The organism is Allostigmatella hybrida, from assembly GCF_020103775.1.
GTDB lineage: Bacteria > Myxococcota > Myxococcia > Myxococcales > Myxococcaceae > Hyalangium > Hyalangium aurantiaca.
This window is the reverse complement of sequence record NZ_JAHXBH010000014.1, coordinates 172,016-193,175: the sequence shown is the minus strand read 5'-3', so window position 1 is coordinate 193,175 and position 21,160 is coordinate 172,016. Positions and strand designations below refer to the sequence as shown.

Annotated in this window: 13 protein-coding genes and 2 pseudogenes; 4 read left to right on the top strand and 11 right to left on the bottom strand. The window is 62.7% G+C overall.

Translation table 11 applies throughout. The annotated features are described in order from the left end of the window. Window positions 1-193: 193 nt before the first annotated feature. A pseudogene (locus tag KY661_RS21820) lies at window positions 194-1,422 on the top strand (tyrosine-type recombinase/integrase). Between the two features lie 225 nt (window positions 1,423-1,647). Here KY661_RS21820 and KY661_RS21815 read toward each other — a convergent pair. From KY661_RS21815 to KY661_RS21795, 5 genes are all read right to left on the bottom strand, one after another. Beyond that, window positions 1,648-2,076 carry a hypothetical protein gene (locus KY661_RS21815; RefSeq protein ID WP_225412048.1) on the bottom strand — a complete coding sequence of 143 codons (429 nt, stop codon included), beginning with the start codon at window positions 2,074-2,076 and terminating at the stop codon, window positions 1,648-1,650. After that, window positions 2,073-2,570 carry a helix-turn-helix transcriptional regulator gene (locus tag KY661_RS21810; RefSeq protein ID WP_225412055.1) on the bottom strand — a complete coding sequence of 166 codons (498 nt, stop codon included), beginning with the start codon at window positions 2,568-2,570 and terminating at the stop codon, window positions 2,073-2,075. Before KY661_RS21810 ends, KY661_RS21815 begins: the two co-directional genes overlap by 4 nt. Before the next feature lie 304 nt (window positions 2,571-2,874). After that, the gene (locus tag KY661_RS21805) at window positions 2,875-4,062 is read right to left on the bottom strand and encodes a serine/threonine-protein kinase (RefSeq protein WP_225412047.1); all 1,188 of its coding nucleotides are present in this window, start codon (window positions 4,060-4,062) and stop codon (window positions 2,875-2,877) included. Window positions 4,063-4,454: 392 nt separating this feature from the next. Next, a complete protein-coding gene (locus KY661_RS21800) occupies window positions 4,455-6,317 on the bottom strand; it encodes a serine/threonine protein kinase (RefSeq protein WP_225412046.1) in 1,863 nt (620 codons plus the stop codon). After that, window positions 6,314-7,129, bottom strand: coding sequence for a DUF2381 family protein (locus KY661_RS21795; RefSeq protein WP_225412054.1), 816 nt, complete (start codon window positions 7,127-7,129; stop codon window positions 6,314-6,316). The genes KY661_RS21800 and KY661_RS21795 overlap by 4 nt, the downstream gene beginning before the upstream one ends. 1,558 nt (window positions 7,130-8,687) lie before the next feature. Between KY661_RS21795 and KY661_RS21790 the strand changes: the two genes are divergently transcribed. Beyond that, a complete protein-coding gene (locus KY661_RS21790) occupies window positions 8,688-9,893 on the top strand; it encodes an IS701 family transposase (protein WP_450097578.1) in 1,206 nt (401 codons plus the stop codon). Here KY661_RS21790 and KY661_RS21785 read toward each other — a convergent pair. The 5 genes and pseudogenes from KY661_RS21785 to KY661_RS21765 form a co-directional block, all read right to left on the bottom strand. After that, window positions 9,811-11,235: a site-specific integrase gene (locus KY661_RS21785; RefSeq protein ID WP_225412044.1), complete on the bottom strand. Its 1,425-nt coding sequence runs from the start codon at window positions 11,233-11,235 to the stop codon at window positions 9,811-9,813. The genes KY661_RS21790 and KY661_RS21785 overlap by 83 nt on opposite strands. A gap of 99 nt (window positions 11,236-11,334) precedes the next feature. Continuing rightward, window positions 11,335-12,134 (bottom strand): annotated as a pseudogene (locus KY661_RS21780) (IS5 family transposase). A gap of 174 nt (window positions 12,135-12,308) precedes the next feature. Continuing rightward, window positions 12,309-14,225 (bottom strand): SMC family protein, encoded by a 1,917-nt coding sequence (locus tag KY661_RS21775; RefSeq protein ID WP_225412043.1) that lies wholly within the window; start codon window positions 14,223-14,225, stop codon window positions 12,309-12,311. Then, entirely contained in the window at window positions 14,213-14,764 is a 552-nt protein-coding gene (locus tag KY661_RS21770; RefSeq protein WP_225412042.1) for a hypothetical protein, read from the bottom strand. The genes KY661_RS21775 and KY661_RS21770 overlap by 13 nt, the downstream gene beginning before the upstream one ends. Further along, the gene (locus KY661_RS21765; RefSeq protein ID WP_225412041.1) at window positions 14,761-15,999 is read right to left on the bottom strand and encodes a hypothetical protein; all 1,239 of its coding nucleotides are present in this window, start codon (window positions 15,997-15,999) and stop codon (window positions 14,761-14,763) included. The genes KY661_RS21770 and KY661_RS21765 overlap by 4 nt, the downstream gene beginning before the upstream one ends. A 1,525-nt stretch (window positions 16,000-17,524) precedes the next feature. On the opposite strand from KY661_RS21765, the gene KY661_RS21760 reads away from it, so the two are divergent. Beyond that, window positions 17,525-17,983, top strand: a complete 459-nt coding sequence (locus KY661_RS21760) for a hypothetical protein (RefSeq protein WP_225412040.1) — start codon at window positions 17,525-17,527, stop codon at window positions 17,981-17,983. Window positions 17,984-18,024: 41 nt separating this feature from the next. Then, a complete protein-coding gene (locus tag KY661_RS21755; RefSeq protein ID WP_225412039.1) occupies window positions 18,025-20,256 on the top strand; it encodes an RCC1-like domain-containing protein in 2,232 nt (743 codons plus the stop codon). 399 nt (window positions 20,257-20,655) lie between these two features. Here KY661_RS21755 and KY661_RS21750 read toward each other — a convergent pair whose 3' ends face one another. Continuing rightward, complete coding sequence (locus tag KY661_RS21750; protein ID WP_263437234.1) at window positions 20,656-21,048, bottom strand: recombinase family protein; 393 nt, start codon at window positions 21,046-21,048, stop codon at window positions 20,656-20,658. Between the last annotated feature and the right edge of the window lie 112 nt (window positions 21,049-21,160).

The window sequence follows — 21,160 nt, the reverse complement described above, 5'->3', positions numbered from 1 at the left end:
GTGCTTCGCCACTTGCTGGAGGGCCTGCCGCTGACGGAGCGTCAGCCGAAGGTACCTCGCCTCTGCCTCCACTGCCCTCTCCCTTCAGTCACTTCGACTTCAGGGACGCGGTATACCCCCTGCACGAACTTTCTTCCGATGGCTTAGAGTGGACAGCCGGTAAGGGCCGTGACTCTGCGCTTGGGAGTCGGAAATGAGCGTCAGACTGCGGCAGTGGAAGAAGAGCAGCACTGGGAAGGTCGAGGAGGCTTGGCAAGTGGACTTCGTGTTTCACCACCCGGACGGACGGCGGCAACGAGTCGTGAAGTTCTCGCCCGTTCAGACTCGCCGGGGTGCCGAGCAGTACGAGCGCGAGCTACGCGCCTCCCTCCTCAATGGGACCTTCGGAAAGGAGAACAGCAGCGAGGACACCCGCGTCACGTTGGCGCAGTTCGCCCCGCGCTTCCTCACCTACAGCGAGAACAACAACAAGCATTCAAGTGTCGTCACCAAGCGGCAACTTCTGGATGATCACTTGCTCCCGTTCTTCGGGCAGATGGCGTTGTCTGCCATTGGCCCGGCAGAGATCGAAGACTTCAAAGCCGCCATGCGAAGAAGAAGTCCGCCGCTCGCGCCCGGAAGGAGGCCCCGACGAAGGCCGCCCTTCGCAAGCGCAGCGACGTGGAGCCCAAGCCCTTGAGCCTCAAGACGATCAACAACGTCCTGTCAGCGTTGAGCAAGCTGCTGGCTCTCGCGGAGGAACAGCGGGTCATCCCGCAGGCTCCCCGCGTCAGACTCTTCGGGAAGCTGCCGAAACCGACCTTCGATTTCCTCTCCTTCGAGGAGGCCGAGCGGTTGATTGACGCTGCCGAACCGGAGTGGCGGACGTTGCTGCTCGTGGCGCTCAAGACGGGGCTTCGTCAGGGAGAACTGATCGGGCTCCAGTGGAGCGACCTCGACTTGGCACAGGCACGGATCAACGTGCGGCGTACCATCTGGCGCGGGGTGACGGACTTGCCCAAGGGCGGACGCGAGAGAACCGTGGACCTGCCCGCGTCGGCGGTGGATGCGCTCAAGGCGCATCGTCACCTGCGGGGCCGCTTCGTCTTTTGCCAAGAGGACGGCCAGCCGCTCACGGCGGGCATGATCGCGCAGCCGCTTCGCCGCGCCCTCTACCGTGCGGGCATCAACCGCGAGGAGGGCCGGATCGGGTGGCACGACCTACGCCACACCTACGCCAGCCACCTCGCCATGCGGGGCGTTCCGCTCAAGGTGATCCAGGAGTTGATGGGACACGTCACCATCGAAATGACCGAGCGCTACGCCCACCTGAGCCCCGACACGCGGCGAGAGGCGGTCGGTGTTCTTGACCGGCCCCTGCCACTTGCGCCCGCGTGCGACATACGTGCAACACGGATGGAGGAAGCCGCTAACCATCCGTAAAGACGTACTAAAAAAGTGGAGGCGGCGGGAATCGAAGCCGTGTAAGGTGGAAACCGGCCCGCTCTGAAAATCGGCGCCCCCCTCGGTTTCCCTCTGAAAATCGGCCCCTCGTAGCGTCCACAAGCGTCCGCACGTGTCCGGCGGATTTGGTCCTTTTTTGGTCCCCTTGGTTCCCCCAAACCGGGCCTTCTAGGGCCTCTGGAGGGAGTCAGGACGCGCCGTGCTTCACGAAGGGCCCCCACCCGTCCAGATCGTCAGGAAGTCTTGGAGATCGCGCACCCGCATCTCCACGTTAGCGCCGATGGTGGCCAACGTCGCCTGCTCCTCCTCCGTCATGATGGCCCTGTCATCGCACAAGCTGATCATCATCACGCTTAGGAACTCGGCCAGACTGACCACCGATTCCAACTTGTCCGTGACGAGAGTGCGGGCCTCCGAGGGTTGGTCCCTTGTGGCTGCTCGGGAAGGATGGGCCGCGAGCCGCGCGTGTAAATCCCTGGCGCGTTGCGTCAGTTCCCCGAGTTTGTTGGCGCTGACAGGCTCGCGTTTGCACTCGGAAAAGCCGATGCAACTGAGACCAGGGCCGCGAAGGTGGCCGCAGGGGTTGAGGGGGTAAAACATCGTGGGGGTGTAGTGCTGCGTGGGCGTGGTCATCTCCGCTCTCTCCTCTGGCGCCCCGCGCGCGTGGGCTCCGTTACGAAGGCCACGACCAGCCGCAAGATCAGCCGGAGCTGTAGCCCTTGGAGGCGTCCCAGTAGGAGCAGCAGGCGCCGCATTTCGGGCACGTGTGCCAACTCTGGGGGCACCTCAATCTGTGCTGCTTGCGGCAGACTGGCTATCGGGGAGAAGCCCATCAGTTCGTGCGGGCCAGTTCGCAGAGCCACACACAGCCGGAACAGCGTGGACAGGCTGGGAAGCATCCTCCCACGCTCTAGCCGCCCGTACACTTCGGGAGCCTTGCCGATGCTCGCGGCAAGGTCGGCCTGAGTGAACCCCGCGCGCATTCGCGCCGCTCGCAAGGCCCTTCCGAGCGTTGCCCCTAGCCGTTGTTCTCGCCGCCTAGCATCGCCAGGAAGAAGGGGACGCCGCCTGCGGGACTTTGCCCGGGAAGAGCCTTGTGCGGCCCGTGCTTTCAAGTGGCCTTTCATCGCGGAAACCTCGCGCGCCACGCCAGGACGAATGACCCCAGCCGGTGAGCGCATGACAGACAGGAAAGAGAGGGCCGATCAGCTCACCTAGGGCGGTGAACTGCCGCGACCGGAGGCACCCCCAGCTTGCAGGGCGCCTCCGGTCGCCTCGCACTGGCCACCCCGATCCCCCCTCGGCGTGGCCAGTGGAGCGCGCCTAAGCGGATCGGCTTGTCCCCCTCCAAATCAGAGGCAAGGCGATCCCGTCTCGGCGCGACGCCGACGCGGGGCTGCAGGGCTGAGTGCAGAGAGAGGAAGCCGAGCGCTATGCGGAGCCGCCCGGCGTCGTGATTACGTGATCAGCGGACAGCTTGCGCGTGGTGGATGCGGAATCCTGTGCAGTGGGGCCTCCCACGTTCTTGTGCATCCGGGCAGCTTGCGACATGCGCCGCACCTCCGTGACTGCTTCGGCGGCTCCGTAGGGAGCACCCAACGCGGTCAGTCCCCTGCGGAGATCTTCCTCCAAGGCTGCCGCTGACGGGTAGCGATCCTCTGGGCACCGCTGGAGCAACGTTCGGAGAATGGAGCGCAGTGGGGGGAAGACATCCTCCGTGAGTTCCTCCACCTCCTGCGCGGTGTACGTGGCGGCTCGCAGGATGTAGTCATCTACTTGCTCGGGCAGTTCTGCGACCGTGGCGGTGTTGTGAGCGGCTACCACCGTCGCGCGCACCTTGGGCGTTAGAGCCGCTTCCAAATCAGAGGCCCGCAGCGTGGGCGTGCTGTAGAGCCCCTTTGCGGTGACGATCTCCAACATCACTAAGCCGAGCGCGAACAGGTCCGAGCGTGCATCCATCGGCTCGCCTAGAAGTGCCTCGGGAGCGCAGTAGTAGGCATCTCCCTGCGGGCGCGGCAGTGAGGTTGCCACACGACCCGGCAGCAGCGAGCGGGCGAGCGCAAAATCTGTGAGTCTGACCGTTCCGTTTGGCCTCAAGTAGATGCGGGCGGGGTTCACGTCGCGGTGAATGATGCCCAACAGGCAGCCTTGTTCATCCGTGCGCGTGTGCGCGTGGTGCAGAGCGCTCGCTACTTCGGCGCCCACGTAGAGCGCAAAGCCCGCCGACAAGCAGACCCCCCGCATGTACGCGGCGGTAACGTAGGTGTCTAGCCGCGTGCCTGAGACTCGTTCCGAGAGGAGGTAGAGAACGCCTTGAGACTCGGTGCGCCCGAGCACGCGGGCGATGTTGGGATGATCGAGGTAAGCGGCTAGCCGCGCCTCCTCCTCAAGCCGGGCGCGAATCCTGGCGAGTGTTTCAGGATCGTGTTTGGTCGAGGTGAGCGGCAGACTTCGGGCGATGTAGTTTCCCTCGGGTCCCAGGCGTGAGCGCTGTTGCACGACCATCACCGTCTCGCCGTGATTGGTGGTCTCCAGTTCTCGGAGGAACGCATACGAGAAACCGCCATGCGAGAAGAGGATCACGCCCTCGGGTCTCTGGGGGCCTGTTGCGGTGGCCATGGGTGGAAGCTCCTAGAGGCGCGCAAGCGAGGCGCTGCGCGACGGAGAAGACACTACCCGGCACATAGGGGCAGGTGGAACGATGGGGGAGGTAGGGCGCGCGCGTTCAAAAAGCGGCGAAATTCCAGCATTGCCGCACAAATGCACCCTGTAACACTCGGGAGCCTTCGATAGCCGTGCGCCACCGGCCCGAACTGGAGCTGTCCAACGCGCGCGCCACCGGGCCGAACTGGACGCGGCGACGATGGCTGCCGTCCTGGTGCGCACCACCGGGGCTGAGCTGGAGCTGTCCGACGCGCACGGGCTCCACCGGCCCGAGCCGGGCGCGGTGACGATGGAGGCCACCCTGGCACGCGCCACCGGCCCGGGCGAGGCTCGGCGACGATGGCAGCCTAATCGCGCGGCGGTTTCCACCTTGCGACAGGGGTCACGGCTACAGCGGCTTGCGCCGTCGCGGTGCCGTCCTTCAGTTCCCGAATCGGGGCGCCGCCTGAGACCAAGCACACCGGAAACTTTCCTTTGCCGGGAATCTCTAGATGGTCGTAGATGACCCGGAGGTCTCCGAGGGGAGCGTTTGGAACCGCCTCGGTTTTGTAGGGTGTCCCGTACAACAGCCAGCCTTTCGGAAGCCTCGTATCCACAACGAGGCCGGTAACCGGGGCGCCCAGCGTGAACTTCCACAGGCCACGCTCCGGGCCTCTCTCGTCAAGGATGACGCCGTAGCTTCGCGAAAATCTTAAGCCCAGTTCTTCCATGGCGCTAATTGCCCCAGGGGGACACTCGAAGGGCTCAGCCTTGATACGGGCAGACGCGCACCCCTCGGTAGCCATGGCAATTGCCACCGGCAGAGCCTTGCACCACGCCGGGAAGCCGGGATCAGTCGGGGCGGGGGCTGCTTTCAGCGCGCGTGCGGTACGGGGCGGTTTGGGAGCATCGGGCGGCTTCGGCTTCACGGTGGATCCTTCCTTCGGTGCAGTTACGGGAGCAGTAGAGGGCGCAGACACAGGCGAGGACTTCACAGGGGGAAGTGCGGGGCCGCTCGGGACGGTTGGCGCGGTGGCCTCTCGCGGCGTGGGCGGCAGCCCGGGCGCGGGGCTTTCTCCGCGTCCGAGCCATGCGGCAGCAGCAGCAGCCACCACGACGGCAGCCACCGTTCCCGCGAGCGCTAAATGCTTGCGCCAGTGCTGGCGAGAGGCAGCCACGATGCCGACACGCCCATGCAGTCGGAGTCGGCCACGGATCCGGGCAGCGTGTTTATCAGCCAGAGCTAGCACCTTGCGCCAACCCCGTTTCCCCGGTGCCGCAAGTCCGGCAGCGGGTGCGGGTGCCGCGTGGTGGAGGTGGCGCTGCGAGGATGGTGGGTGCGCCTCCATCGCGTATTCCGGCCCCGAGTGGTTCGCCAGTTCCGTCAGCTTGCGCCGCAGCGCCTTGAAGCTCTCGGGCCGCTGCGCGGGAGAGCGCGCTAGTAAGTCCTCCACTAGAGCACTCAAGGCTTCCGGCACACGTGGGTTCACTTCGCGGGGAGGATTCTGGATTGATACGGGATCCGCGAAATCGGGGCGGGCTTTCTCCTTCGTCGGGAGCGGATCCGTGATCAGTTCGTAGAGCATCACTCCTACGGCAAAGAGTTCATCTGCCACCTTGAACTCATAGCGCGCCCCTCGCTTGCGGCCGTCCCTGTAAAGAAATTCTTTCGCCTCTGGCGCACGGTAGCGCTCCGTTCCAGGGGGAAGCGGAGTTGTCGTCAGTTCGTCTGCATTCGGGTAGGTCGAGCATCCCAGGTCGATGATCACCGGATCGCCGTTGCTCTTGCGGATCATCACGTTGGACAACTTCAAGTCGCGGTGAAGCACGCCGCGCGCGTGCATGTACTCCACGGCCCCGGCAATCTTGGCGAACACACGCGCGATCTCATGGAACGTGGGGTGTGTGCGCTCCAGCCACTCCCCCAGCGTCCAGCCGTCCACGTACTCCAGCACGCAATACACACGGCCATCCGGCAAGTATCCAAAGCCGCACGGCTTGATGATGTTCGGATGCTCCATCGTCAGCAGGATCGCCACCTCGCGCAGCGCGCGCGTGTGAGTCTTGCCCGTGTCGCCGCTCTGCTCTCGGTGGAGTGCGACTTTGATCGCAAACGCCTTGCCGTGTTGCTCGGCATGGTGAACGGCACCAAACCCGCCCGTGCGTAAGGACCGGATGATCTGCCAACCGTCTACGAAGGTGCCGGGCTGAAGTTCCACCGTTCCGATCATGGGTTGTGCTCCTTTGCTGGCGGCAGTGTCACAGCAGGAATCGAGAGGGACGGTGCCCCCTCCGGGCCGTTCAGGCGCAAGGTGAACTCAAGCCCTGCTCTCGGCGGTGGTACTTCCGTTTCCGCGAGCACCCGCACGCCATTCGCGCGCAGCTTGCGCGGCTCTACCTTCAGCGCTCGCACCCGCACCTCCCCGGTCTTGCTCGTCAACGTGGCGCCGGTCGGCTTCCATGTTGGGTGGCCAGGTGGGGGGCTGATCTCCACCTCCACCAGTACCCAGCTTGCTGCGCGATAGGACACCCCCAGATCCGACTGAAAGCCGCTCACGTCGTCCGTGAAGGGCCGAAACTCCCGGGTTGCAACACCGTCCTTTTCGATGAGGCCGGAAGCGATGGCGTCTGCCGCACTCGTGCCGGCGCATGGCGCGCACGCGGCCTGACAGGCTGTATCTGGAGCCTTGGGCCGTGCAACATTGATCTCTGTGTCCACCTCGGAGGGATGCAAAACAAGCGCGAACTCGGCCACTTCGGGCGCCAAGCCATCCGCCAACGGGACGCGCAGCGTCCAGTGTTCACCGGGGCGGGGCTCGCTCATGGGTTCGATGATGATCGAGACCTTGCCCGTGTCCACGACCTTGATTCGGCTCTTGTCCACCTCGACGGCATCGCCCTGGATAGGCACGCCGAACACGATATACGTACGGATCCCGGTGGCGATGTGGGCCTCTAGCGGAGAGCCTATCAGCGTGACGGAGCGGCGGCTCGGCTCACGGGTGGGCGCAGGTTGCGCCTGCGCCAGTGTCCCCCCGAGCAAGGAGAGCAAAAGGGCTAGGGTTGCGGGTGAGAGCAATAGTGCGTGACCTCCGAGGTAGGCCAACCCTAGCAGACCCGGCCTGTGCGCTGTGGGCGCTCATCTGACCTGGAATGCGCGTGCTCGGGTTGGGGGCCTGGAGCCAAGTCTCCCCGTAGCAGCACGCTCCGCGTCCTCTCTTCACGTCTTCCGAGGCGCGCGCCATGGGGGCCAGGCTGGGCGCGGCGACGGGGGTTGCCACCCCGGCGCGCGCCATGGGGGCTGGGCTGGGCGCGGCGGCGATGACCGCCACCCCGGCGCGCGCCACGGGGGCTGGGCTGGGCGCGGCGACGATGACCGCCACCCTGGCGCGCGCCATGGGAGGCCGAGCGCGCACTGTCCGGGCGCGTGCCACAGAGGGCCGTGCTGGACGCGGCGGCGACGGGGTTGCCGCCCCGGCGCGCGCCATGGGGGCTGGGCTGGGCGCAGCGGCGATGACCGCCACCCCGAGGCGCGCCACCGGAGCTGGGCTTGGCGTGGCAACGGGGGCTGCTGTTCTGGCGCGCGCCATGAGGGCCGAGCGCGCACTGTCCGAGGCGCGGCCACAGGGGCCAGGCTGGGCGCGGCAACGGGGGTTGCCGCCCCGGCGCGCGCCATGGGGGCCGTGCTGGGGGCGGCAACGGGGGTTGCCACCCTGGCGTGCGCTACAGTGGATTGGCGGTTTCTTCTGAAATGCGCTCCCCCTTTCGCAGAAACACGCCAATGCCGAGGTCTGCGCGATGGAGCGTCGTTTGGCGGTTTTGTCCCAAGTTGTCCTGAGATGCCTGATGCCCCTCTTCATCTCCTCCATGCACCCTGGGCACCATGATTCACGACCCACCAACTGCCCGGCAGTGGATGCAGAAGGCGGAGCCTCTTGCTCGTAGGAAGGTATGCGCTCGGAATGCCCTTGCTCTTGAGCCGCACGCGGGCGGCTTCAAAGGCGTCCTCTGCATGGATGGACCTTCCTGGCGCCATGCTGACTTGCGCACAGAGGGCGGGCGTGCAGCGTCGCCTGTTCTGCTGCCGGTGGAGGTCCAACCGTGAAGGGGCAACCGGAAGATCCGAGTGCTCTGCTCCATGCTATTTGTGAAGAGCTACGGGGTCTACGCGCGTCCGTAGACAAGCTTCACACTCAAGTCACCAACGCCCCTCCCGCGCAATCTGCGCGCGTTGTCTCCGTGAAGGTGGCACAAGCCATGCTGGGCTGTGGTCGCTCGCGTATCTTCGAATTGGTGAAGAGCGGAGCACTTCGACGCGGCCCAAAGATGGGCAGGGCCGCCATGATCTGCTCCAAGAGCTTGGAAGCCCTTCTGGAGCGCGTAGAGCGCGAGCCAGTAGCTAAGCACAAGCGTCGTCCCGCCCCACGCGGGCACAGGCGGGGAGAGCAGGAACGCGAGGCGATTCTCAGGCTGATTCGGCCTGCTTAACACTACTGCGTTACGGGTAAGAACGAGGAGGGAGCGAGCAGCCGAAGGCTGAGCGAGTTGGCCGTTATTGCGTTGTCCGTCCGGCGTCCTACCCATGAGGTATGGAGCTTTTGATGGAGGGCGCTGCGGTGCAGCGGCTGGAGAGGTACTTCCAGAAAATCGGGGACGTGCTGGAGGAAGAGAGTCGGCGAGGCTCTTTCGCCCTGTACGCGATGGGACTGCTGGGAGACGGAGAACGCAAGAGTGTAGAGCCTATCGCAGCGCGTGCATGCCCGGACCCCAAGAGGGTGGACGCCGTGCACCAGAGGCTGTTGCACTTCACCGTGGACTCGAAATGGAGCGACCGGGACGTCAGACGAGTCGCAGCACAGTACGCGCTGGAGGCGATGACGAAGCGAGAGCCGGTGGAGGCCTGGATCGTGGACGATACGGGCTTCCTCAAGCAGGGCAAGCACTCGGTGGGAGTGCAGCGGCAGTACACCGGTTCGGCAGGCAAGGTGGCCAACTGCCAGATAGGCGTCAGCCTGAGCATCGCCACGCGGACCGAGCACGTGCCGATCGACTTCGAGCTGTACTTGCCCGACCGCTGGGCCCATGACATGGCCCGTCGCGTGGAGGCCCGCATTCCTCCAGAGGTCCAGTTCAAGACCAAACCCCAACTGGCACTCCAAATGATCGATCGGGCCGTGGAGGACGGTGTGCCTCCTGGCATCGTCTTGGCCGACAGTGCCTACGGCAGCTCCAGTCAATTCCGCGCCCACCTTCGCAAGCTGGGCTTGCATTATGCGGTTGCGGTGTCCGCTCAAACCTCTGTCTGCCTGTTGGATGACAAGGGACGTCCTCGAGAAGAGGTACAGAGCGTCTCAGCGCTGGCCTTCAGTATTCAGGAGGCAGGTGGCTTTCGACGCTGTACATGGCGCCAGGGGACCCGAAAGAACCTGTCGGCTCGTTTTGCCTTGCGTCAGGTGAATGCCGCGGGTGTACCCCAGAGCGAGCAGGAACCGCTCTGGCTGCTCATTGAGTGGCGCGATGGGGAGCCCGAGCCTGCCAACTATTTCCTCATTTCCCTGCCGGGGCACAGAACCCAAAAGCAGCTCGTTCGTCTGGTCATGCAGCGCTGGAGAACCGAGCGCGTCTATGAAGACCTCAAAGGCGAACTCGGCTTGGACCATTATGAAGGCCGCCGCTTCCCAGGCTGGCATCACCACGTCTCTGTCGCCCTGTGCTGCTACGCGTTCATTGTGGCCGAACGCGTGCGGCATTTCCCCCCCTCGGCCCGAGGGGCGGATGAAGCCCACGCGCAGCCGCTCCAGGCCTGAGCGCCACTTCCACGACAGCTTTATTACCGCACGGCTTGCCATGGCCCGGGTCATTGCCGCTTGGCTGCCTCGATGCCCCACCTGCCACCACTCCCACTCCGAGCGTTCTGGGCGCAACCCGTTCGGCCTCCCCTTTCACCCTCTGGGACCCTGACTCAGTAGTGTTAAGTGGCGCACGCCGCACAGGCAGCAGCACCGGATCCTCTGGGTGCTCCAAATGGATCGGAATCTTGATCATCGGAGGCACTTTTGCGTTGTCGTAGAACCGCTTGGTAGTGTGTGCAGAGTGGTGGCCTACCACCGCCGCCACTGCTGACAGAGGGATCCCTCCTGCCTTGGGCCTCACCTCCTGCCCACACTCCGAAGCCCACGTGACAAAGCTGTGGCGCAGTTCTCCGAAGCGCACCGGGAACAGTTTCAAGGTCTTGCAGGCACGCCGCACGACTCGCCGGATGTGGCTGTCTACAGGCGCCGCACCGCGAGCCTGAAGCCGCTGCACCGCCGCCAACGTTTGTCGGTCAATGCTCTGAAGGTGAACATGCCCGCTCTTGTGAATGAACTTCACCGTAGCGGCGATCTCGCCTGGCTCTTCCACCAAGGACACCTTGCCCTCTCCTCGCGCCAGCCGCTCAATCTCGGTGCCGTGCATGCCCGTTTTCGCGTGGATGCACAGCACGTCCCGCACGCATTGAACGTCGGTGCGGCGCCGCGTCTCCTCGCGGTTGAGGTTGGTGAACTCCCATCCGTTAATTGCCCTGTAGAGCCTCTGGATGGTCTCGATGCTGTAGCCCTTTTCCCGCACGGACTTTTCAGGACGACTCGCTGGCACCTTGAGCGACAGGGAGGTGTCTTCTCCAACCGTCAACACGCCCTGTTCTTCACGCAGCCACGCACAGAAGGACTTGAACGCCGTGATGCGGTTCTTGCGTGCCGTCGGGTACTGATTCAGTTTCCGCAGCAGGTCTTGGAGGGTGACAGCCCGCAAGTCGCGCCCTGCGAGGCCCCCGGCCCACTCGGCCAAGTAGAAGCCCACGTTTTTAACATAGCGTTCCGTGGTGCCCTTGCTCCGCATGTGTTCGAGGTAACGGCCCACGGTCTCTGCGTTCATGAAGACCGCAGATGCATCCTTGAATTTCTGAGCAGCTCCTCGCGTGCGGTAGCCCGTGGGGTCACGTACAAACAGGGCCAGCTCCGCTTCCGCTTCGGTCTCGCTGCGCGCGTCCAGGTGAATCGTGTAGTTGCGCCCGTGGACCATCTTGCGCAGCACGTAGACGGGCCGCCCATCTTTGCCCGCGAACATGCGCCCGCCCTTCCACTTGCCGATCCACACTTTGGTCCCCATGCCGCTTGCCTCCAGTTTGGTCCTTTTTGGTCCCGAAAAAAACCGGATTTGGTCCCGGAGTGCAAGTGCCGCCCCAGCTCTTAGATCTCCTAACAAAAATCAGGTTTGAAGGCCTCGGAAGAGAATCAAGCAGCAGCCGAGCACGAGGAGGGCGAAATGAACATCGTCCCGGCGTTCATCTCACACTCGCAGGCGCCGCTGCTGGTGGAGCCATGCATTGGTGCACTCCACCACCCAGCGGTGCCGACCCAGCCGCTGCTTCGACTCGATGCCAGGCCGTGCGATCCGAGGAGTGACGCCGCGTCAGCGCAGGCTCTGGCGGTTCTTGCGCGAAGCGTACGCCTTGTCGGCGTGCAGTTTGCCGGGCCGATGCCTGGGGCGACCCCGAGGCTGCTTCACCTCGGGCACTGCCTCCAACAGGGGGAACAGCTCGCGGGTGTCGTGGACGTTGGCTCCCGTCAGACTCTCGGCCAAGGGCCGACCCTTTTTGTCGACGAGAAGATGATGCTGACTGCCCGCCTTCGCTCGGCCCGTCGGTTTCTTGCCCGTGAGCGCCCCCCTTTTGATGCTCGGACACTTGAGGATTCGATCGAGGTGCGGCTGAAGTCCAGTTGGCCCCGCTGTCCCAGTTCGTCGAGCAGCACGTGCTGCAGTTGTTCGCCCCCCCCGTCGCGCGTCCACTGCTCCATGCGCCGCCACGCCGTCATCCCCGAGAGGCCGAACTGCTTGACCGGGAGCATCTCCCAGGGAATGCCGGTTCGCGGCACGAAGACGATGGCTTCCAAGGCGGCCCGGTCGCTTGCCCGTGGCCGACCGCGCCCCAACTCCTTCTTCTTGGGAACCGGCAGCAGGGGGGCCACTCGCTCCCACAGCGCGTCCGGTACGAGTTCGCGAACAATGGTTCCCAGGTGCTCATGGGCCGCCCGTTCGTCCATGGAGCGTCTACCCTCAAACCCTATTTTGTTAGGAGTTCTACGTCGCAGGACGCACTGCACGCCAGCACGTCGCTACGACCGAGTCCTCGCCTCCGGCCGCGTTGCTTCAACATCTTGAAAAGGGTGGCTCTAAAAAGCTCAATCCCTTTTGGGCTCTTTTCGCCGCAGCAGCTTGTTTTCGTCAGTCAAGGTCAGAACTCTGGTGCTGGTTAAATTGGCAGGATACTTTCCAACACCGGTGGTCAGGATGATTTGCCCAGGGGTACTTGTGGGAAAGGCTTCCTGAATCATGCTTATTGCTAGTTCCAAGTTCTGAGTGTCGATACCTGCTGTCTCTGGTGTGTCTATCAGCAGGAATCGAGGGAAGGACACGTCAGGTAGTGTGACTGAGAGATTGAAAAGCGTGAGATAGTACATCAGGCGTTTTGCAACCCCGGCGCTCGCCTCTCGATACTCGCCATTGTTGATGATCGGCATGTAAGTGTCGGGATCGATGTGAGCGCGTCGGCAACCCTTGACGCTCTTGATCATCAGTGAGTTGTAGATGACGTCGAATCTGTCGCGTTTTTGGCCAAGGTCTTTCTTGAGTTCCAGATAGAGCGCTTCTACTTGTTGCTTGGCACTGTCGCGACGGTTTTGGAAAGAGTTGAGCTTGTCTTCGAGTGCTGTCCTCTGTTGCTCAAGCTGTTGCTGGCGCTGCAAATTATCCAATTCTATGCGTAACTCAACCATCTTGTCGTCAATCCGGCGTGACTCTTCGGTGTGGGCCGGAGCCATGGGTTCGTTGAGCATTGCCTGAAGCTGTGCGTGAAGCGCCTTAGTCTTGGATTCGAGTTCCTCCTTTTGCCTGGAAATCTCTATGTGCTCTTGAGAGCAGGCGTCTGACGCCAAGTCGAGAGTTTCGATGTTCTTTTGGCGAGACTTTAGAATGGCTAGGTATTCGTCAGTAGAATAGAAGTAGCGGGTGTATTCATCCTCTTGGATGGGCAGTCCGCATATACAGTGCCCGGGTTGCCGGGAGACCTCGCGTAGGCAGCAGGGGCAGGTGTCTGGCGTGAAAAGGCCTAATGTTTCATGAGCACTGATGATCTTCTTGATTCGAAAGATCTCCTGAATGAGGCTCTCTTTTGTTTCGGTGAGCCGGAGCTTTTCAAACAGGAGCGTGCGCAGTCGTTCTTCGACCTGGCTGAGTTCTAGCTCGTGAGTGGCTAGTGTTTGCTGCAGGGTGCTTACGTCATGTTCGATGTTGCGCCCTTTGAGAGGCTGCAACTGCAAGATGTTTCTGTGGGTGGTGAGGCGCTCGATCTGCTCGGCTTTTTCTCTGATGCGGCTCTCTAGAAAGTGCAGATTCAAGTCTTCACTGGTGAAAGAGATGCGAGAGACCGTGTCCTTGAAGAGCCTGAGCGCCCCCTTTGTTTCGTCTGCTTCGCGTTCGATTTCGCGTAGTAGACCGACGCTACGGTAGTATTCCTGTGAGGCACGGCCTATCAGGATCTCGAAGATGGCACGTCGTAGGTCGAGAGAGTCAGAAATGAAGTTTTCTTGATCGGGGGCTTTGTATATGCGCTCAGGATCTGGCTCTTGATTGTGATAGATCAACCTCATCAAATCCGTGAAGTTGATCTTCCATGCTCTTTGGCCCATGGTTATCGTAACCACATGAATCCCGAGCGCACCCAAGAGCCAGTCTGAATATGTTTGTTTTGTTTCTTTGTTGCGATAAATGGGCAAGACGCTTGCGTCGCCCTCTTCGCTCGTCACAAGTACTTCGTTTGAGCCAATATAGCGCGTGGCCCTGTAGTTGCGACCATTCAGTTCCAAATGGAGTGCAACATGGTTGTTGTGGTCGCCGACGATCTCTAGGTGGCGTCTGTCCTGGTCTTTCTGGAACTGAATCACTCGGCCGCCAAGCCCGTAGTAAACAAGGTCAGCAAATGTTGTTTTGCCCGCCCCGTTGTCGCCCTCAATAATTACTAGTCCATCAGGAAGGTTGGGCGATGCGAATGAGTAGTTTGTGCCTTCGTATACGACTTTGCGGATCGCTAGGCGAGCCATGTTGTCACCCCGAAGTCACCAAAGAGCCGGTTGAGAACCAGTGGCAGGGTGGCGGTTCTGAGCCTTGGGATTCTCTTTTTTACGACTAGAAAATTCTGACGCTCAACTTTAAATAGAGGGTTCTCCCAAAGTGTTTGAACCAATTTGGGGTCCGTAATATGCATATCTAACAAGCCAGGTGTGTCTCCCTTTTTCGTTTGAATGATAGACCGGCGCTCAAGTGTGGCTAACACGCGAAAGAAAAGGGGGATTCTGGCGAGTCCTCGATTGTGAGTGGAGTACAATCGATCCTTGTCTGTTTGCGCAATGGGTGAGGAGATGGGCTCGCCGACTGGATGGTTGTCGAGCAGCCATGTCAATTTGGGGTCCGCGAGAAAGTCGACAAGAAAGGCTAGCTTTCGATGGTCTTTGAATGTCTTCGACTCTGATATGCAGTCGAATCCTTTGAGGGTAAGTAGCGTGCTATAGGCGATGAAGTAGAAGTCCTCGCCAGCTGCAAACATAAGCTGCTTTCTTGCCTCTAGCTTGGTGCTGTTCATGTTGTTGTGTTGCTGTCGAACGACAGGAAGCAGCTGTCAAACAGCCAGAGGACGATTCCCCGGATGGAGTCGTCGTTTGCGATGGGGTAGGAGTAATCTTTGGCCCGGGTCGCGATTCGCTTGGTGGCTGCCTGAGTGAGAAGGTCGATGCGCTGCTTTATATCGCTGTCGGACTGAAATTTGGTCAAAACAAGCTCAGGAATCAGGTCTGTGCATTCGTCGAACGCATGGAACTTGAGGGCTCGGAGGTTTTTGTCCTGCTCATGAGCGATTTGCTCGGCTAGGCTCGCAGCGGCCTTGCGCGCAAGAGAATCGATTAGATGCTTACTCGCGTTTGGGTGTGCGGCCTGAATCTTGCCCTGCAGATTTCGACCATCCGCAGGTGCAAGCTTCTCCCACTGATCCCACGTCGGGTCGCTACGCTTGATTTCACCTGCTGCAGCTTTGAGAAACGTCAACTCGACTTCAGCGCGATGGACGAATCGCTCAACTGTGTCGGCTGCTCGTTGCTTCTTGTCAAACAGGTCAATGACGTGTGACAGAATTAATTCCTCTTTCCCTATATGCCTGCTGCTGAAGTAGGGAGAGGCTCGGATCTGAGCAAGGGCGGATTTTTCGGCCTGCTCATCGTCCTCACTGCCTAATAGGATGTTGATCCTGTCGAAGAATGTTGTCCAAGTCTGGTCATCCCAGACTTCGATGAGAGGGAGATTCCCCTTGATTATCTTGGCTTGGTACTGGTCTGTGTACTCAGCAACAATCAGCTTCTTGGCCGCAGGCAAGAAGTGCGGCTCTTGGTATGCTCGTTTTTGTAGAAGTTCGAGCATGGGCTGTTTGGGTAATTTGATCTGAAGGTCTTTGACTCGACCAGCATTGATTTCTTTTCCGGCTTCACAGTTGGAGTAGAAGCCGAAGGAGACCTTGGGGGATTGGTCCTCTTCAACCCAGCAGTCTATGAAGTTCACCATTGCCTTTAAGAATTCGCTGCTGGCTAGGGTGAAGGTGTTTGATTGATCGTAGTTTTTGTCTTGTTCAAGGTCTGTTGCGGTTGCGTGTTCCGTAGCGGTGACACAGTAGACATCTTCTCTGTACTCGACTGCTGCATAGGCTTGTACGGCTTGGGCGTTGCTGAGGCTGCTAATGATGAACTTGGCCGCACGTATCTTCTGCAGCCTGAAGCCTTTCCCTTGGCGTCCGACATCTCTTGAAATGACTGCCGGTTGTGCGGTGCTCATGATGGGCTTCTGTTTGTTGGTCTAGGGAGATGTAGGCAGCTTACGTTAAGGAGGGGGGGGAGGTAAACATGGCTTGACTAGATGGTCTTGTGGCTCTTGAGCGTATAGGCGGGATAAAAGCCATGTTGAGGGTGAGGGCTGGAGCGGAGAATGGCCGCTGACGGGGGGCCGCCCGAGCAGTGCTCCTGGCCTGTACAGAGGCCGCGCAGCCCCCTTGGAGACACGCCAGCCCTGGCCGCCCTCCCAAGAGGTGGGCGGCAGGGGCCTGGCTCTCTTGGCCCGGGCGGCTTGAGCCTCAACACCACGCGGCCTGGGGGGAGCCTCTCGCCGGGGCCATCCTCGCACCTGCCGTGGGCAGGCCCAGTCTGGGGCGCCACGCTCGCCTCCTCCTCTCCTGCTTGGAGAGCGGGTGCGGAGCCGGGGCCGCAGGACGGGAGCCTGTCCGTGGCCGTGACAGAGGGGGAGGTACCGGGCGCGCGTCCCGCTCCACATACCGGGGCAGGCCGCGCGCCCTACTCGCGCTCCTCCACTGCCCCTCTCCAGCCACACCTCGCCAGGGCTCACGCTACGGAGGGGCTCCGACGGGCTTCCGTGGAGTTCGTCCCCTTTAATCCTGCCCCTATCCTTCTTATGCGCGGAGGATTTGGTCCGCGAAGAACCGATTGGGTCCCCGCAGACGCTACACACCTCCTCGGTACGAGCGAACTCGGCTCAAAGCAGCGGTTTTTTCTGCATGTGAGCGGGTGTGGTTCTCGCCGCACTGCCTCCGAGCTCGCCAAGCGGACCTCTTCGATCTCCGGAGGGCTACGCCATGACGGGCGCCGAGGCTGCCGAGAGGAGCAAGGCGCTGGGTTACACCCAAGCAGCCCTGGCCGCGCTGGGAACCTCTTCCTCCACGGTGGCGCGGTGGGAGGCGGCCCTGGCCGCGCCCGAGGTGCTCACCCGGGCTCTGGGGAACCTCGCCCCCTCACCTGGGGGTGGACGGGGGCCCGTACCGGCGCCACGCCGCCGGAAAGGCCACCCCTGAGGCCCCCAGTGCCCCGTCAGCACGCCAGAGGCGGCGGGAGGGCCCCTACACTGCCCCCCGTCCCGAAGGAGCGCAGGAAGCCCACCCAGGCCACGCCGCCTCTGCCCGTAAGGCCGCCCCCGGCCCCCGAGGTGCAGGAGGCGGAAGCCGTGGGCGCGGTGCTGCTTGAGGACATGAGCGCGGTGGCCGAGCGCGTGGCGGAGCTGCTGGGCCCTGGAGGACGCCACGCGCCACGCCCGGCGGGTGCTGCCTCTTCCGCGCTACCCGGTGGCAGTCTGCCAGCGCTGCCCTTGGAATCGTTGCCCCGTGCCGCTCGTGGCGGTGCCAGCGGAGGGGGGCTGCCTATGGCGCAGCTGACTGAGAACACCCGCTGGGCCGTGCTGCGTGCGCTGGAGATGGCGTGCGCGCGCGTTGCCCACGGGCACCCCGCGATTGCTACCGCCCTCAAGCCGGAGAAGCTCACAGAGAGAGAGGGCCTGAGCGGAGCTGGACCGGCAGGTGGATGACGTGCGCTGGGATCCAGCTCCGGCGCCATTCCTCAAGGTGCCGCCCTACGCCCGGGGCGAGAGCTTCCACCTCACCGAGCTGCGCGAACTGCTCCAGGCCGCGAAGCACAACGATTATCTCGCATGGGAGGACCCGGGTGGGCTGAACCGCGCGCAGGCCGTGGCGGTGCTCGCCTGCACCCACGCGCGGCGCCTCGCCGCACCCGCCAAGAGCCCCGGGCCGCTGTTCGACCAACCCAACCCCCAACAGGAGAACCCCATGAGTGCTGCGACGAAAGGGAAGACGTTCGAGCGAAGAGAGCGCTTCAGCCAGGGCGGCCTCAACCTGACGCAGTTGGCGCGTAAGCACGGGTTGGAACTGCGCGAGCAAAACCGAGACTTGCCGGGAGGACTGTCTTTCCTGGGACTAGTTACTTTACGAACGATTCCTTGGCAGTCATTTTCGGACTAGGAAGCATCCGCTTACAACGCCGCAAGACTAGGAGTTGCCGAATGCAATGCAGCTATCAAAGCTGGATGAACAGGATCTTGGGAGGATGGCTTGGGATCTGGCTGGTTGTTGGCTGTGGGCAGCCTACGGTCGATCAGAAAGCGCAGTCATCGCATTCCATCTCTCTCTCGGCTTCTCGGGCGCAAGACCGGATCGCTGCGGGAGGAGGACATTCCCTGGCGGTGCGCCCAGACGGGACGGCATGGGCTGTAGGGGACAACACCTACGGCCAGCTAGGGGATGGCACCACGAGTAGCCGAATCGTGCCGGTGCAAGTGCAAGGGGTGAGCGGAGTAACATCCGTTGCTGCGGGTAGCGGTTACTCGCTGGCGGTGCGTTTCGACGGAACAGTTTGGGCTGCAGGGGGGAATCTCTACGGCCAGTTGGGGGATGGCACCAGGATTAACCGCACCGTGCCAGTACAAGTGCAAGGATTGAGCGGGGTGGTAGCCGTGGCCGCAGGTGATTCCCACTCGCTGGCGGTGCGCTTGGACGGCACCGTGTGGGCCTGGGGGAACAATCCATCTGGCCAACTGGGGGACGGCACCTCGAACCACCGCACTGTGCCGGTGCAAGTGCCGGGGATGAGTGGGGTAGTGGCCGTGGCCGCAAGCCAATACCATTCGCTGGCGGTGCGCTCGGACGGAACGGTATGGGCCTGGGGCTACAACCTCTATGGTCAATTGGGTGATGGCACCACGAGTATCCGCACTGTGCCTGTGCAAGTACAAGGATTGAGCGGGGTGGTAACCGTGGCTGCGGGCGACCACCACTCGGTGGCTATGCGCTCCGACGGAACAGTGTGGACCTGGGGCAATAACTATTCCGGCCAGTTGGGTGATGGCACCACGATTAATCGCACCGTGCCAGTACAAGTGCAAGGATTGAGCGGGGTGGTGGCCGTAGCTGCGGGTAACGGCCACTCGTTGGCAGTGCGCGCGGACGGCACGGTGTGGGCCTGGGGCTACAACCCCTATGGCCAGCTGGGGGATGGCACCACGAGTAACCGCACCGTGTCGGTGCAAGTGCCAGGGCTCAGCGGGATGGTGGCGGTGGCTGCAGGAGACACGCACTCGTTGGCGGTGCGGTCGGACGGCACGGTATGGGCCTGGGGCGACAATGACAAAGGAGCGCGTGGAGATGGTACGACGTACGTTCGCACCGTGCCGGTGCAGGTACTGAGCGGGGTGGTAGCCGTAGCTGCGGGTAACGGCCACTCGTTGGCAGTGCGCTCGGACGGCACGGTGTGGGCCTGGGGCAATAACTACTCCGGGCAGTTGGGGAATGGCACCACGATTAACCGCACCGTGCCGGTGCAGGTGCAGGGATTGAGCGGGGTGGTAGCTGTAGCTGCGGGTAACGGCCACTCGTTGGCAGTGCGCTCGGACGGCACGGTGTGGGCCTGGGGCAATAACTACTCCGGGCAGTTGGGGAATGGCACCATGATTAACCGCACCGTGCCGGTGCAGGTGCAGGGATTGAGCGGATCGGTGGCTGTGGCTGCGGGCGACTTCCACTCGTTGGCAGTGCGCTCGGACGGCACGGTATGGACTTGGGGCTCCAATTACTACGGCCAGTTGGGGGATGGCTCCGCGATTGACCGCACCGTGCCGGTGCAGGTGCAGGGATTGAGCGGATCGGTGGCTGTGGCTGCGGGGAACAGCCACTCGCTGGCGGTGCGCTCCGACGGAACAGTGTGGACCTGGGGCAATAACTACTCCGGCCAGTTAGGGGATGGCACCGCGATTAACCACGCCGTGCCGGTGCAGGTGCAGGGATTGACTGGGGCGGTGGCGGCAGAGGCGGGCGACACCCACTCGTTGGCGGTGCGCTTCGACGGCACGGTGTGGGCCTGGGGCTCCAACTACGACGGCCAGTTGGGGGATGGCACCACGAATGGTCGCACAATACCGGTGCAGGTGCAGGGATTGAGCGGGGTTGTGGCTATTGCTGCGGGCAACTACCACTCGCTAGCGGTGCGCTTCGATGGCACGGCATGGGCCTGGGGTTCCAACGACTACGGCCAGTTGGGGGGAGGCCCCATAAGTAACCGCACCGTGCCTATGCAGGTGCAGGGATTGAGCGGAGGGAAGACCGTGGCGAGCAGCTACCACTCGCTATCGGTGCGCTTCGATGGCACAGCGTGGGCTTGGGGCTATAACTCCCACGGTGAGATCGGCGACGGTGGACCTATCAAGTACCTAAGCACCCCCACTCTCTCCTTACTGTACTGAGGCAAAAGCCTCACGATGCGTAAGGATTGCTGATGATCTCACGCCGTCTACAGGTGCTAGAGAGGCATATGTGGATTGCTACCTGAACCAAGCAGCTCGTGCCCACGCCTTGCGTCGCAAACGACCGTATAGCGGCGCTGTCCAGGAGTCAGAGCTAAACCCCTGAAATCTCGCGGGAGAGGCCAGGGGCTCAAGGACAGGGGTTTTGGCGCAGTCAGGGGGCGGAGGCGGCCGGGAGGCGCGCCCCGCCCCCTCGACGTTCTGAGAGGCAGCAAGCACGGCCAGGTGACGCGCCAAAGCCTCCTCGCACACCCGCGCCTTGGCGGCTGCGGCCGAGACGGTGAGGCCCTGGCCCACATGCCGGGCTGTGAGACTCAAGAGGTGACGGCGGAGGATGGCCTATGCGACGCCCGCCTCCCGGGCCGCCGCGCTAATCGACTTCCCCTCCAGGGCCGCGCGCTCACCCATGCCCAGTTTGAGAAGGTCCGCCGGGGGGCGGCCAATCGGCTTGCCGCTCTTGGATCTGTGCCTCCGGACGTGGGCAAGCCCCGCGCGCGTGCGCTCCACAATGAGCAGCCGTTCGTTCTCGGCCATCCAGCCCATGACGGCAATGAGGAGCGGCCACACGGGGCCGCCCAGGTCGAGCCATGGCTCGCGGAGACTGACCACGGTGACGTTGGCCCGAGCAAGGGAGTCAACCGTCTGGAGGATGCCGAGCATGGACCGGCCCAGTCGGTCCAGCGCGACAACGGCAATCGAGGAGACCCGCCCGCACTTTGCGTCATCGAGCATCCGTTCCAGGACCGGACGGTGCTTCACCGAGGAAACCCCCGCCGCGCACCTGAAGGGAGGGCGGCCAGGGCCGGCGTGTACCTCAAGGGGCTGCGCGGCTTCTCCACCCGCT